Origin of the sequence: Emticicia sp. C21, from assembly GCF_003418935.1 — a bacterium.
Lineage (GTDB): Bacteria > Bacteroidota > Bacteroidia > Cytophagales > Spirosomataceae > Emticicia.
Genome location: NZ_QVMT01000002.1, coordinates 331589 through 346490, shown reverse-complemented (window position 1 = coordinate 346490; position 14902 = coordinate 331589). Strand labels below are relative to the sequence as shown.

Here is a 14902-nt window from a genome sequence, read left to right as displayed (position 1 = left end):
GAAAAGCCATTTCTTATTTCTGTCATTGTGAAACTTTGTGTACCATTATGTACATTGTGGCAAAGCTATATCATCTTCTTTTCACACTTTTACTTTTTAATTCACTTTCAAGCACATTGCCAAAGAATTTATTGCCTTGTAGATGCTCTTCCAGATAAGCACTCGTCAATTTGGTAATTGTCTCATACAACTGGGAGTTCTTACAATTGCCGGAAGATTTGACACTAGACGGATAAGCCGAAAAATCACTATGCTCGGCAGAATCGACTTTAAGGATCAGATAGTCTTCAGAAACTTTCTCTAGAAAATTACTTACCGAATCTTTTGATGGCTTTTGATTGATCGGTGAGCTCTCAAATCTTAAATACGGGTTTTTCAAAGACATTTTTTGAAAATCAAGGCTATGAAGAATACTATCAAAATCTGCATCTTCTTCTTTAGCATATCCATAATGATGAACCTCTGAACCTTCTAATGATACGATGCACTTCACATTCGGAATCTTGCCCGCAACTAAAGCTCCTGTCAGGCCTCCCCAACTATAGCCCATTACGGCTATATTATTAAACTTAATATTAGAATATGTTTCTAAATATTTAACAGAAGCAAGAGCATCATTCACCTGTTCCATCGCATCTTCTTTTTTCATCGTCATATCGCCAGGAAATCTGCCTATAGAATTAACCCCTACAACTATAAATCCCTTTCTGACTAGTGTTTCAAATAAGAGGTAGTTCTCGTATCCCATGCCATTATAACTAGCCATATAAACTATCACCGGGAAATTCTTCTCAATAGCCTTAGCATTTTTATAAGTCTGCGTAGGAAGGTTTAATAGGCTGATAGAATCAGAACATTGAAAACCCTCGCTCAACATCTTTGCAAATTTCATTGCTAGTCCATCGGCATGAGTTGAAGCTGTATAAAAATTTGCTCTTTGCTCAAACAGGTTTAAATAATCTCCGAATCGTATTAATGAACCACTTAAAGAATCCTTTGCAGGATACCATATATCAATATCTATGGGTCGATAATACAAGGCATTACTCGAGTCAACGCCATGTTTATATTTTCTTGTTTTATCAGTTATGTGAATGGTTTTAAAGCCAACTTTATATAATTGTTTTTCTTCTGATTTTGAATGATTGCAGCTAAACAGGCTAATGGATAGGATAAATAAAATGCAATACTTCATATACCTATAGTAGTTAATTTTAGTAGATAATTGCTTCTGTTATGATATATGCAGAAACAGTGTGAGAAGTTGCCTGAGGTAATAATACTCTTACATTAACCCAATATAAAATATAGCAATATTTTAATAAATAATATAACTCTATTTGCGAAATACAGAAGTGTACAGGACGCTTTGGGTTTAGGAAATAAATAATTTTATAAAAAATCACAAATTATTTATGTCTTACTAAACAATCTCTACTTTTTTTCACCCTAAATCAAGCGTATTTATGAAGTCGAAAATTACTATTCATTTGAGTAGGATTTATGCAATGGGGGGAACCTTTTTGCTAATGCTATTCTGTTCATCATTTGCTTTTTCCCAAATAAAGGGTACTGTTACCGGCTCTGATGGTGGGACACTAGTAGGAGTAAACGTTTCAGTCAAAGGAACCAATAAAGGAACCCAGACTGGCGGGGATGGTACTTATAGAATTGACGCAGCCAAAGGCTCAGTTTTAGTTTACAGTTTTGTTGGCTTTGCGGCTAAAGAAATAACCGTAGGTGACCAAACTCAAATTGACGTAACCTTAGAACTAGACGACAAATTATTAGGTGAAGTCGTTGTAGTAGGTTATGGTAGCCAGTTGAAAAAGAATGTAACAGGTGCGGTACAGAACATTGGAGCCAAAGAGATTAAAGATATTCCTGTATCTCAGATCGGACAAAAGCTTCAGGGTCAATTAGCCGGGGTACAGATTAACCAAACTACAGGGAAACCCGGACAAGGAATGAGTATCAGGATACGTGGACAGTTATCGGTTTCGGCTGGTAGTGATCCATTGTATGTAATCGATGGTTTTCCGATTACAGGAGATATTGGCGCTATGAACCCTGATGAAATTGAAGATATTTCTATTCTGAAAGATGCTTCTTCTACATCCTTATATGGTTCAAGAGCAGCTAATGGTGTAGTATTGATTACCACTAAAAAAGGCAAATCAGCAGGTACCAATGTAACTTTCAGTACTTTTGCTGGCATACAGAATGTTCCAATGAGAGGCCGTATTAAAATGTTGAACGCTGAAGAATTTGCCCAATTTAAAAAAGAATCTTACGAAGATGCAGGTCAGGCAGTACCTGTTGAGTTTCAGAATCCTTCGCAATACAGAGATAAAAACAACGACTGGTACGACGCTTTAATAAGAGACGCGCCTGTACAAAGCTATAACCTGACCGTAACATCGAACAAAGAAAAAGTAAGAACTTCCTTTGTGGGTGGCGTATTCAATCAGGAAGGGGTTGTTTTGAATAATACCTACAAGAGATATTCATTAAGAATGAACTCGGAGTATGATGTTTCTGACAAAGTAACGCTTGGCTTTAATATTGCACCACAATATGTGTTTGACAATACACCAAGAACTGACGGAGACAGAGGAACAGGTATTTTATTTAATGCCTTACATACCTGGCCGGTAATGCCTATTTATGAAGCAGATGGCAAAACCTTAACCCTGTTTAACAGATTCCCGCCTAGCACCGGAAATATCTTTGCTTACCCTAACTGGGTAAGAGCTGCCGAAGAATTAGTGAACGAAACATCAACCACTAATTTAATAACCAATGCCTACATTCAGTATCGCCCAATCAAAGACCTGGTTTTGAAATCTACTTTCAATATTGAGCTATTGCGTTCTAAGTTTTTCTTCTTTAACCCATCAACTGCTACCAGTGCCATAAATGTTCCGATTCCGACAACGGCAGTTTCGATACGTCAGAATTTTGAAAACCTGACCTGGTTGAACGAAAACTTAGCTACTTATTCTAAAACCATAAATGATGATCATAATTTTGAGCTTTTAGCAGGTTTTTCACAACAACGCTTCCAACAAGAGGGAACACGTATCCAGGCTGATACGTATGCAGATGACCGCCTTCCAACAATTCAGGGAGCCATCAATATTAACCGTGGTGGTACATCAAGCCAGGTGCAGGAATGGGCATTAACTTCAGTACTTTCAAGATTAACGTATAACTATAAGGGTAAGTACCTGTTAACAGCTGCTGTTCGTCGTGATGGTTCTTCTCGCTTTGGTTCTGATAATCGCTGGGGTACATTCCCATCAGTATCAGCTGGATGGGTTCTTTCAGATGAAGCATTCTTAAAATCAATACCTAAAATCTCTTTTGCCAAATTAAGAGCAAGTTATGGGGTTATTGGTAACAACAATATCGGTAACTATACACCGTATGCCTTGATAAACAATACAGTGAATGCCGTTTTTGGTAACAACGTAGCACCTGGTGCTGTGGTAACATCGTTAGCAAATAGCCGTCTGGGTTGGGAAACAACCAAACAATTAGACCTTGGTTTGGACCTGGGCCTATTCAATGACCGTATCACGTTTGTTTATGATTATTATACCAAACGTACTACCAATTTATTATATAGCGTGCAGATCGCTCAGGAAGCCGGATTTACCAACTTTAACGATAACATCGGAGAGATTAAATTCTGGGGACATGAGTTTGCTTTAAATACAAGAAATACAACCGGAAAATTCAAATGGAGTACCAATGCAAACATTTCAATTAACCGCAATAAAGTAATTGCTTTGGCTGATGGTATCGACCGCGTATACGGAACTTTCCACATCACGAAAGTAGGTTATCCATTTGGTCAATTTTACGGACACATTGCCCAGGGAGTATATAAAAATGCCGAAGACCTGAAAAACTCTCCACAAGTACCAGGCCGTTCGGTGGTAGGTAGTATCAAGTTGACAGACCAGAATGGTGATGGTATCATTACCAACGGTGGTGATTTTGACGACAGAGTAATCATGGGTAATCCATTCCCTAAATTTACTTACGGTATCGTTAATAACTTCTCTTATGGTAACTGGGATGCGAGCATCGTTGGTTCGGGTTCACAAGGCAATCAGTTATTAGTTCGCCATATTTATAGTACTGCTAACCTTGATGGGGTATTTAATCTGGTAGAAGGCGTGAAATATCGTTTCCGCTCAGAAGCAAATCCTGGAAAAGGTATGTATGGAACAACAGTTGGTGGTGGTAACGTAACAGGTATTGAAAGAGACTGGATGAACAGCCGCTTTATTGCTGATGCTTCGTTCTTTACTATTAAAAACGTAACCATTGGTTATACCATTCCAAGAGCTAATAAAGTGTTCAGATCAGCACGTATTTATGGTTCAATTCAACAGTTGTATGTATTTACAAAATACTGGGGCGGACCAAACCCTGAAACATCGGCACAAGGTGATGGAAATGGTAATGGTGGAAACCTTAGCCAGGGTATCGACTTCTCGAACTACCCGGTTCCAAGAACTTTCACACTTGGCATTAACTTGAACTTTTAATTAACGTAAACACATTTAAGACAATGAAAAAGATAATAATAACAGCAATGTTTATGTGTTTTGGGTTAACGAGTTGCAAAGACTTTTTGACGGTTGTCCCAGAAACTAACCTTAGTACTGCTATATTTTTTACCAAAGAAGCCGATTTCCAACAAGCAGTAAATGCAGCCTATGTGCCTTTACGCGCTATCGTAAACGACCGGGCATGGCTTTTAGGCGAAATGCACTCAGATAACGCTTATTATTACAGAAATATCCTGTTTGGTGCTACCGAGCAACAGGAAGATATAGCAGACTTTGCCGTACCAACAGCCAATGGAGTTACTTCAAATGTCCATGTACTGAACCAATACCGTCTGGATTATCAGATAATTGCCCGTTGTAATCAGGTTTTAGCTGCCATTGATAAAGTTGAATTTGGCGCAGAATCTAAAAACAATCTGAAAGGACAGGCTTCATTTTTAAGAGCATATGCCTACTTTGAACTGGTACGCTATTTTGGTAAAGTGCCTATGCACCTTACACCGGTAACGAATCGTCAGGAAGCAGCCATAGCATTATCAGAAGTTGAGGCGATTTATACGCAGATTATCAAAGATGCAAATGCCGCTATTACAGGGCTTCTGCCAAAATCAAAACAGGAACCGGGTAGAGTTACTTCAGGAACTGCAAGAATGTTGCTGGCGAATGTATACATGGTAAGAAAGAACTGGGGAGAAGCCGAAAAACTATTGAAAGAAATTGTAACAAGTGGTGAGTATAAATTGATGCCAGATTTCAACGATGCTTTTTCGACCAATACAGGAAACAAAAACAATATAGAGTCAATGTTTGAAGTACAGTTTCAGGAAGGTGCATCAGGTTATAATGGCGCCATCATTTATAACTACCTGCCTCGTCCGATGAGTCCGGAAGAGTTAAAACCAATCACAGGAACATCCAATCCTCAACCATTAACAGGTGAAGGAAACGGTGCGCCAACGCCTGATCTAATCAATGCGTTTGAAGCAGGTGACAAGCGCAAAGATGCAACCATTGGTTATGTTACCATTGCCGGAAGTCTGCGAGCAAATAAGAATTTCCCTTACAACAAAAAGTTTGCAAAAACGCACGCTTTGCATGGCAATACGGGTAATAACTTCCCGATTTATCGTTATTCTGAGGCGCTTCTATTCTTAGCCGAAGCATTGATGGAGCAAGGTAAAGGAGCAGAAGCACTTCCATATCTTAATCAGGTGCGTACACGTGCCGGCTTACCTGAAGCCACAGTAACTGCACAGGCAGATCTGAGAAAACAGATTTATCAGGATCGCAGAAGTGAGTTAGCTTTTGAAAACAAACGTTGGTTTGATTTAGTGCGCACAGGCACAGCAGTAGAGGTTATTACAGCCTACGGACAGAGACTCAAAGCCAATCCGGTAGATTATTATTATCCGGAAGGTGCCACGGCACGTAGCCATGCCTTTTCTAATATCAGTTTACTGTATGGCCTACCGGCTGACGAAGCAGCCTTATCACCACATTTTTGATTTAATTTATAATTATACACTGCATAAGTAGAAAATAAATATGTAATTTAGGGCAAATAGGGGTATTAAGAACCAGCTTGAATATTTATTCAGGCCTCATTAATACCTCATATTTTCACCTTTTATTCAGCTGTTTCGCGCTTATGCAGTGTTTATAAAGTACTTATTTTTTTTCGCCTTAACATATAAAAACTATGGTATCCAATCAACGAACAATCCAAATTTCTGTCGGATTAATGGCTCTGGCATTGGCTGCGTCCTTTACGGTTCTTAAAAACCCGCCACCGCCAACATCGAATAACGATGATCCGAAAATTAAAAAGCTAAAACTGTCAGAAGGTTTTTCAGCACAACATCTTTACAGCCCTTCCGAAAACAATCAGGGTTCATGGGTTGCCATGACTTTTGATGACAAAGGCCGCATGATTGCTTCTGACCAATACGGAAAATTATTCCGGGTAAAGATTCCTGCTATCGGTTCTACCGGAAAGGCTGAAGTTGAAAAATTGCAGATTGGTATCGCTCCAAACATTGATACTACAGGTATGGGCTATGCACATGGTCTGTTATATGCCTTCAACAGCCTGTATGTCATGATTAACAACAATAAAAATAATAAGATATTTCCACGTAGAAGTGGCCTTTACCGCTTGCAAGACACCAACAACGACGATCAGTTTGATAAAATCACGCTGTTAAAAGAAATGAACGGTGATGGCGAACACGGCCCTCACAGCATTATTTATTCTCCAGATAAACAATCATTGTATGTAATTTCAGGAAATCATACTGATTTACCTCCAATGGACTCTTATCGCTTACCATCAACCTGGAAAGAAGATAATTTATTTCCATTAATAAAAGACCCACGTGGGCACGCCAACGACCGCATGGCTCCTGGTGGGTGGATTGCCCACACTGATCCTGAGGGGAAAAACTGGGAATTGGTAAGTGCAGGTTACCGCAATGCCTTTGATATGGCTTTTGATGCAAACGGCGACTTGTTTGTATATGATGCCGATATGGAATGGGATTTTGGTTTGCCTTGGTATCGTCCAACCCGTATTTGTCATGCCACCAGTGCCAGTGAATTTGGCTGGAGAACCGGAAACAGCAAATGGTCGCCAACTTTCCCTGATAATTTACCTCCGGTTATCAATATTGGTCAAGGGTCACCTACCAATTTAATACATCTGAAAGATGCCAAGTTCCCTGCCAAATACAAAAATACCTTATTGGCTTTCGACTGGAGTTTCGGGATTATGCACGCCATTAACCTGAAACCTGCGGGTTCATCCTTTACAGCTACGCGTGATGAGTTTTTATCAGGTTTGCCATTGCCATTGACTGATGGAGCCATTGGCCCTGATGGCGCTTTATACTTCCTTTCTGGCGGTCGCCGATTAGAATCAGACTTGTATCGCGTTTACTATACAGGTACAGAAAGTACGGCGCCAGTTGCTGCACCTCCCATTAATGCCGCCAATACTTTAAGAAGAAACTTAGAGAAATTCCATACAGGCGGGCCGAATCCCGCCGCAGTTGCAACAGCCTGGCCGCAATTGAAAAGCCCGGACAGATTTATCCGTTATGCTGCCCGTTTAGCGATTGAACACCAACCAGTTGCTGAATGGCAGGATTTAGCCCTGAAAGAAAAAGACCCGATTGCAGCTACACAAGCATTGATTTCATTGATACGCACAGGTAAAGGTGATAATCAAACCCAGATTCTGAACGCTTTATTAGGTATAAATATAAAAGCACTGAACGAGGCACAACAATTAGATGTATACCGTGCTTTTGAACTGGCTTTTTTAAGAATGGGACAACCAGATGCCACAACCAAACCAAAAGTAGTGGCCTATCTGAATCCGCTTTATCCGGCAAATTCAGCACAATTAAACCGTTCATTGAGTAAGCTATTGCATTACTTAGATGAGCCAAGTGCTATCAAGAAAACCTTGGCTTTGATGAAGATTAAAGATGAACCGGGCACTAATGCATTGATGCAGGAAACAGCAACAGCTTCAAGCGATTTGATTCTAAGAAGCTCACAATATGGAGGTGATATTGCAGCCATGCTAGCAAAGGTTCCGCCTGCGCAGCACACCTACTATGCTAATGTATTAACAATGGCTAAAACGGGTTGGACGCCGGAAGAGCAAGATACCTACTTCAAATGGTTCAGTGATGCATTCAATTATAAGGGCGGTCGTAGTTATGTAGGGTTCATTGACAGGTCCCGTAAGTTAGCCCTGAAAAATGTTCCAGAGGCAAAAAAAGATTATTTTGATAAGCTTTCTGGCGCAGAGATGCTAAGTAAATCAGGTAACGACCTAATTACCGCAGCTACTCCAAAAGGGCCAGGACGTTTCTGGAACTTAAGAAATGGTCTTCCAATTGTAGAGCAAGGGCTAACTGGTCGCAATTTTGAACAAGGAAAAGCCATGTTTGCGGCTACAACCTGTAAAGCTTGTCATACCATGAAAGGCGAAGGTGGATCAACTGGCCCTGATTTGACGCAATTAGGCACAAGATTCTCAGCAAAAGATATGCTGGAGGCAATCGTTGACCCGAACAAAGCAGTATCAGACCAGTATGCAGCTACGCAATTCAGTTTGAAAAACGGTGGATCAATTGTAGGTCGTCTGGTGAATGAAGATAAGGTAGCCTATTACGTTTCACAGAATCCTTATTCACCTGAAACCCTTGAAAAAGTATTGAAAAAGAATGTGGTTTCTAAAAAACCATCCAGCGTTTCAATCATGTTCCAGGGGTTAATCAATAGCCTGAATGAAGAAGAGTTTAAAGACCTGATGGCCTATCTGATGTCGGGTGGTAATGCAAGCAATCCAATGTTTACAGCAAAAGCTGAAGCAAATAAATAATGATTTTAGGAGGCACGGCGTGGCATATCATAAACAAGCGTGTCACGCTTAAGCCTTCCTTAAAACAAAAATAATACAATGAAAACAAAAAATATTTCTAAAGCTGGTCAATTAATTTTACTTTTCATTATCTTGCTAACAGGTTGCAAAGTATCAAATCCGGGCTCGGGTGAAAAAGGTTTTAAATCTATTTTTGATGGAAAAACCCTGAATGGCTGGGAAGGAGATACCAAATACTGGCGTGTAGAAAATGGCAATCTGGTAGGAGAAATCACGCCTGAAACCTTACTCAAAACCAACTCATTTATTGTATGGCAAGGTGGAGAACCGGGTGATTTTGAACTAAAAGGTGAATTTAATATTACTGAAAAAGGAAACTCAGGCATCAACTATCGTAGTGAAAAACTATTGGATATTCCTTATGCGCTAAGAGGATATCAGGCTGATATTGATGGCGCTAACCGTTATACTGGTCAGAATTATGAAGAACGTGGACGCACGACTTTGGCTTATCGGGGAGAAATTGCCAGTATAAATCCACAAAGTGGCACTATGAAACCGGAAGACGTAAGAGCAAAAGTGCAAAGAAATGCCTGGACTGAACGCAAGGTTACCGGAAGCTTAGGAGAAAACGAGGCATTAAAAACAAAAATCAAAAGTCAGGATTGGAATACTTTCCATCTGGTAATCAAAGGGAACCGTTTGCAGCACTATATCAACGATGTTTTGATGAGCGATGTAACCGACGAGGATTTAGTAAATGGAAAGTCAAAAGGTCTTTTAGGTGTACAGGTACACGTAGGTCCGCCGATGAAAGTGCAATATCGTAATCTAAGATTAAAACAATTATAAAATGTTTAAGCAGAAATGGTAATCATTCTACTGAACAATTACCATTTCTGCGGTTTGGTATTTTTCAACTTTATAGTCTTTTTTATTTTGAAATTTACCCTGTCTAAAAGTATATAAAGAAATAATTTATACCTGGCAGGCAACAAACTAAAAATCAAACAGCATAAAGCTAAATCCAGATGGATGTCTGACAAACATCAAAAAATAGTATTAGAAATATGAATGAGGTAAAAAAAGTAGGTTCGGTTCTATCAGGAGAAGCAGGTTGGAAAGATAAAATCTCAAATCCGGCTCAGCTTGGTGGCATCGAAACTTCTGTTTTAGATAATGGCTTAGGGCGTGGCAACAGAATTGCCTGGATCAATACTGGTACTGGTTTAAGATACAAAGTTGTTTTTGACAGAGGAATGGACATCGCCGATGCCTTCTATAACCAACATAGTCTGGCATGGTTGAGTCACGGAGGGTTTACGACGCCACAACCTCAGTCAGACAAAGGAATAGACTGGCTCAGAACATTTGGCGGCGGCTTACTCACTACCTGCGGACTTTCGCACGTAGGTGGCCCTGAAAAAGATGAGTTTGGTGAAAGAGGCGTACACGGACAAATTTCCAATATCCCTGCTGAAATCGTGTCAATTATTCAGCCTGACCCTGTTGCCGGAAAAATGGACATGAGTATCACCGGGATCATTAAAGAAACCAAGGTATTCGGACCAAGTTTAGAGTTGCGCAGAACCATTTCCGGAAGATTAGGTGAGCCTACAATTAAAATTCATGACGAAGTAATCAATCGTGGCAATACCCCTACTCCATTTATGCTACTTTACCATTTCAATTTCGGCTATCCGCTGGTTGATGAGGGCACAGAGATTTTGTGGGAAGGCCAATGGCAACCACGATTTGGAACTGAAAACGCCAGAATCTTCAAAGACGGAAATGATTTCAAGAGATGCCCCGCACCGCTTGACGACCATCTGGGCACTGGCGAAGAAGTAGTATTTATCGACCCCGCAGCCAACGACATAGGTCAATGTACCTGCGGACTCTTTAACGCTAAAATAGGCTTGAAAGTTGAAATCAATTTCAATAAAAACGAACTACCGCATTTAATCAACTGGCAGCATTGGGGCAAGAGTGAGTATGTAACAGGCATAGAACCTGCCACTAATCCACCAATAGGGCAGGCACAGGCAAGAACCAATAAAGAACTGATCTTTCTGAATCCCTACGAAACCCGCACATTCGATTTAGAGATACAAGCATTAGAAATTTAAACCTACAAAATACATTCAACCCCAGATTACATTATGTCAAATTTAAGTTTAGCACAAAAAGCATTAGAACAAGGAAAAGGGATTTTACGATTAGCTCCGACTTGGGTTCCTCGTTCATTTTGTGTTCCCGGACGAAGAATCAAATTACATCCAGATGATTATTACGTATTAGGCGGTGTGCGTGGCGGTATTGATGAGCGTTGGCTATCATCAACCACACCAGCCAAAAACGGCCCGTTAACAGGAGAAAATGAAGGTTTGAGCTTTGTGGTTGTAAACGAAGGAGAAAGAGTATTACTCAAAGATGCAATAGATGAACTGGGTGCAGAAATAATCGGAAGCCGCCTTTGGGATGAATATAAAAGCTGGCCAATGTACTCGAAATTCTTTGACAATATGGGGCCATTGCCACACCATATTCACCATAACGACGAAGAAGCTGCAAAAATTGGACAATTAGGAAAACCGGAAGCCTATTATTTTCCGCCACAATTGAATAACCACGGTGGAGATTTCCCTTATACATTTTTTGGTATTGCACCAGGTACAACCAAAGAGCAAATCAAAGAATGTCTGATGAACTTCACCAAGGGAGATAACAAGATAACGATGTACTCTCAGGCATTCCCATTGATTCCGGGTACGGGTTGGGACGTTCCTCCAGGCATGTTGCATGCACCGGGTAGTATGTGTACTTACGAACCTCAGAAAGCGTCTGACGTTTTTGCCATGTATCAGTCTCTAGTAAATGAAGCCATCATTCCGGAAGAATTATTGTGGAATGGCACACCACCAGACCAGATTGGTAATTATGACCAGTTGATGGGCGTAATTGATTGGGAGTTGAACACAAACCCGAATCTTTTAGAAACCCGTTTCATGGCACCAAGACCAGTAAAAGATGTAGCTGAAATGGAAGCAGAAGGGTATAATGAAAGTTGGGTTTGCTATCGTTCAGAGGCATTTTCTGCAAAAGAATTAACGATTCTACCGGGACAAACAGTAACCATTAAAGACAGCGCTGCCTATGGTATCATCATGATGCAGGGGCATGGTAAAATGGGTGTTTGGGATATTGAAACCCCATCTTTAATCCGTTACGGACAGTTGACAAACGATGAGTTCTTCATCACAGAAAAAGCAGCCGTTGAAGGAGTTACCATAGTCAACCATTCATCTTGCGACCCGATTGTGATGTTGAAGCACTTTGGCCCGAATAACCCTGACCTGGTTTTATAAAACATAAAAATACAACCTCAAAATCTATTAATTCAATGGAAAATAATTATCCCAAACTTCATAACGCTACCTGGCCTGGTATTGTAGGTAAAGGGCCGGATTCAGAGCCACCAATTGCATTCGATACCATGCTTGAAATGACTGCCGCAGCTGAGGTAGATGGCATAAAATTCGATGGTGTCGATTTAGGTCTTTTCGATCCTCATTATGATTTAGATACATCAGATGATGGCGTAAAAAGACTAGCCGATAAAGTTGCCAAACATAATCTTGAAATAGGAAGTCTGGTTGCGCCTATCTGGGGAGGCCCTGCGATGGGTTCTGCCGATGAGCGTAAGCAATTTGTAGAAATGGTGCGTAAATCTTGCGAAATAGGTCAGAAACTACGTGCCATGGGCATTCGTCCGAATGGCATTGTCAGAATCGACTCAGCAAGTGGCGTACATGACTGGGCTAATGACCCGGCTAGCAATTCGAAATTAATTGCCCAGACGTTCAGAGAAGCCTGTGATGTAGCCGCCGATTACGGCGAAAAATTAGCTGCAGAGGGTGAAATCTGTTGGGGAGGTATGCATTCATGGAAAACCATGCTTGAAACCTTAGAAGCCGTTGGCCGTCCGAATATTGGCTTCCAGGCTGATATGTCTCATACAACACTCTATCTATTGGGCTATAATGCTCCGGAACACCGCATCCTGCCGGAAGATTTTCAATGGGGCGACAGAGAGACATTTCTTAAAGGGTTGAAAGAGCTGACCAAAGCGCTTCGTCCGTGGACGATTGACTTCCACGTGGCTCAGAATGACGGTACTGTTTATGGTTCAGGCTCGCATGATAAAACAGGTCGCCACTGCCAGGCCACAGACCCGAATGGTAAATTAGATATTGCGCATGATGCAGGTTATTGGCTGCGTGATGAGGCTGGTGTATTGACCAAAGCATTCAGACATATCTGTTGGGATGGTTGTATGTTCGCCAATGACGTAATGACGCAACAAAAAACATGGAACGATATTCTGGCGGCAATGATAAAAGTTCGTCAGCAACATGGATGGGTAGAATAAAAATGGACAATGTTTTATTTGATTAGTTTGCTAAGAGTATAATCTAATTGAACTTGTCGGATAAAAATAAATATATTATCCCTAAGGGATATTGTACGCAATTATATTTCTTTTCTACCGATATATCGTCCCTACGGGACTGAAATATTATGAAAGGTTTCTATATCCCGTAGGGATAATATATCGGCGGCCGCCGCGCGGTAGAAGATAATAAGACCACAGATTCCAAGTCCCGTAGGGACGATATATTCAATTTTTGCTCAATAGAAATATTTTTCACTAATGAGCTATAATTAATCTGATACTCAAGAAACAATGTCAACAAAGAAACAACTCAGAATAGGATTAATAGGAACGGGTTTTATGGGTAGAACCCATTCCAACGGCTATAACCGTGTGCCAAACTTTTTTCCGGAATTAGAATATACCCCTGTTTTAAAGGCAGTTTGTTCAAGAAATGCCGAAAAAGTACAGGCTTTTGCCGACCAATGGGGTTATGAATCAATCGAAACCGATTGGAGAGCACTCATCGCACGCGATGATATTGATGCAGTAGATATTTGTACACCTAACGATAGCCATGCAGAAATCGCAATTGCTGCGGCCAAAGCAGGGAAAATGATTTTATGCGAAAAACCTCTCTCTCGTAATCTGGAAGAAGGTCAGGCTATGGTTGATGCGATTGAAGCAGCAGGTGTGCAAAGTACAGTTTGGTACAACTACCGCAGATTGCCTGCCGTAACCCTTGCCAAACAAATCGTTGACTCAGGCAAATTAGGCAAAATATACCATTACCGCGCTAATTTCTTACAAGACTGGACCATCAGCGCTGACCTTCCACAAGGGGGAACAGGCTTATGGAGAATGGACTCAGAAGCCGCAGGTTCTGGCGTAACCGGAGATTTACTGGCACACTGCATTGATACAGCCATGTGGTTGAATGGTGCCATTACCGATGTATCGGCAGTAACTGAAACATTCGTAAAAGAACGTATGCATCAGCTAACGGGTAAAGTGCAACCCGTAGGCATTGATGATGCCTGTATTTTCCATTGTCATTTTGCCAATGGTTCATTAGGGCTTTTTGAATCTACACGTTATGCACGTGGTCACAAAGCGTTGTATACATTTGAAATCAACGGTGCAGATGCCTCTATCCGTTGGGATTTACATGATTTAAACCGCCTGGAATATTTCGACCACCGCGACGACTCTATTGTGCGCGGCTGGCGTTCAATCATCGTTACGGATGGCGACCAACCATATATGAATAAATGGTGGGTTGGTGGCTTAGGCATTGGCTATGAACATAGCTTCATTCATCAGGTAGCCGACTTTTTGAATAGTCTGCAGGAAGGGAAGCCTTGTTCACCAACTTTCAAAGAGGCATTGCAAACCCAGAAAGTATGCGAAGCCGTTATTGATTCAGCTAATAGCAGAAGTTGGAAAGATACCAATGTAGATGGTGATTTTGTTTAAATCGATATAGTA

General features: G+C 40.8%; 9 protein-coding genes. 8 read left to right on the top strand and 1 reads right to left on the bottom strand.

Annotation, left to right across the window (positions count from 1 at the left end; all coding sequences use genetic code 11):
• Positions 1–70 precede the first annotated feature (70 nt).
• Positions 71–1195: a S9 family peptidase gene (locus D0T08_RS06240; RefSeq protein WP_116981743.1), complete on the bottom strand. Its 1125-nt coding sequence runs from the start codon at positions 1193–1195 to the stop codon at positions 71–73.
• 313 nt (positions 1196–1508) lie between these two features.
• Between D0T08_RS06240 and D0T08_RS06235 the strand changes: the two genes are divergently transcribed.
• The 8 genes from D0T08_RS06235 to D0T08_RS06200 all read left to right on the top strand — a co-directional run bounded on the left by D0T08_RS06235 (position 1509) and on the right by D0T08_RS06200 (position 14890).
• Entirely contained in the window at positions 1509–4562 is a 3054-nt protein-coding gene (locus D0T08_RS06235) for a SusC/RagA family TonB-linked outer membrane protein (RefSeq protein WP_409012908.1), read from the top strand.
• A gap of 23 nt (positions 4563–4585) precedes the next feature.
• Positions 4586–6091, top strand: a complete 1506-nt coding sequence (locus tag D0T08_RS06230; RefSeq protein ID WP_116981741.1) for a RagB/SusD family nutrient uptake outer membrane protein — start codon at positions 4586–4588, stop codon at positions 6089–6091.
• A gap of 194 nt (positions 6092–6285) precedes the next feature.
• Entirely contained in the window at positions 6286–8979 is a 2694-nt protein-coding gene (locus D0T08_RS06225; protein WP_116981740.1) for a c-type cytochrome, read from the top strand.
• Positions 8980–9057: 78 nt separating this feature from the next.
• Positions 9058–9831: a DUF1080 domain-containing protein gene (locus D0T08_RS06220; protein WP_116981739.1), complete on the top strand. Its 774-nt coding sequence runs from the start codon at positions 9058–9060 to the stop codon at positions 9829–9831.
• A 218-nt stretch (positions 9832–10049) separates the two neighbouring features.
• On the top strand, positions 10050–11108 hold the full coding sequence (locus D0T08_RS06215) for an aldose 1-epimerase family protein (RefSeq protein ID WP_116981738.1): 1059 nt from the start codon (positions 10050–10052) through the stop codon (positions 11106–11108).
• Between the two features lie 33 nt (positions 11109–11141).
• On the top strand, positions 11142–12347 hold the full coding sequence (locus D0T08_RS06210) for a hypothetical protein (RefSeq protein ID WP_116981737.1): 1206 nt from the start codon (positions 11142–11144) through the stop codon (positions 12345–12347).
• Between the two features lie 35 nt (positions 12348–12382).
• Complete coding sequence (locus D0T08_RS06205) at positions 12383–13411, top strand: sugar phosphate isomerase/epimerase (RefSeq protein ID WP_116981736.1); 1029 nt, start codon at positions 12383–12385, stop codon at positions 13409–13411.
• A 315-nt stretch (positions 13412–13726) separates the two neighbouring features.
• A complete protein-coding gene (locus D0T08_RS06200; protein WP_116981735.1) occupies positions 13727–14890 on the top strand; it encodes a Gfo/Idh/MocA family protein in 1164 nt (387 codons plus the stop codon).
• Positions 14891–14902: the final 12 nt, after the last annotated feature.

What these genes read in the sequence shown, in the direction of transcription:
- D0T08_RS06240 (WP_116981743.1), bottom strand. Translation starts at nt 1,195, where the DNA reads ATGAAGTATTGCATTTTATTTATCCTATCCATTAGCCTGTTTAGCTGC.
- D0T08_RS06235 (WP_409012908.1), top strand. Translation starts at nt 1,509, where the DNA reads ATGGGGGGAACCTTTTTGCTAATGCTATTCTGTTCATCATTTGCTTTT.
- D0T08_RS06230 (WP_116981741.1), top strand. Translation starts at nt 4,586, where the DNA reads ATGAAAAAGATAATAATAACAGCAATGTTTATGTGTTTTGGGTTAACG.
- D0T08_RS06225 (WP_116981740.1), top strand. Translation starts at nt 6,286, where the DNA reads ATGGTATCCAATCAACGAACAATCCAAATTTCTGTCGGATTAATGGCT.
- D0T08_RS06220 (WP_116981739.1), top strand. Translation starts at nt 9,058, where the DNA reads ATGAAAACAAAAAATATTTCTAAAGCTGGTCAATTAATTTTACTTTTC.
- D0T08_RS06215 (WP_116981738.1), top strand. Translation starts at nt 10,050, where the DNA reads ATGAATGAGGTAAAAAAAGTAGGTTCGGTTCTATCAGGAGAAGCAGGT.
- D0T08_RS06210 (WP_116981737.1), top strand. Translation starts at nt 11,142, where the DNA reads ATGTCAAATTTAAGTTTAGCACAAAAAGCATTAGAACAAGGAAAAGGG.
- D0T08_RS06205 (WP_116981736.1), top strand. Translation starts at nt 12,383, where the DNA reads ATGGAAAATAATTATCCCAAACTTCATAACGCTACCTGGCCTGGTATT.
- D0T08_RS06200 (WP_116981735.1), top strand. Translation starts at nt 13,727, where the DNA reads ATGTCAACAAAGAAACAACTCAGAATAGGATTAATAGGAACGGGTTTT.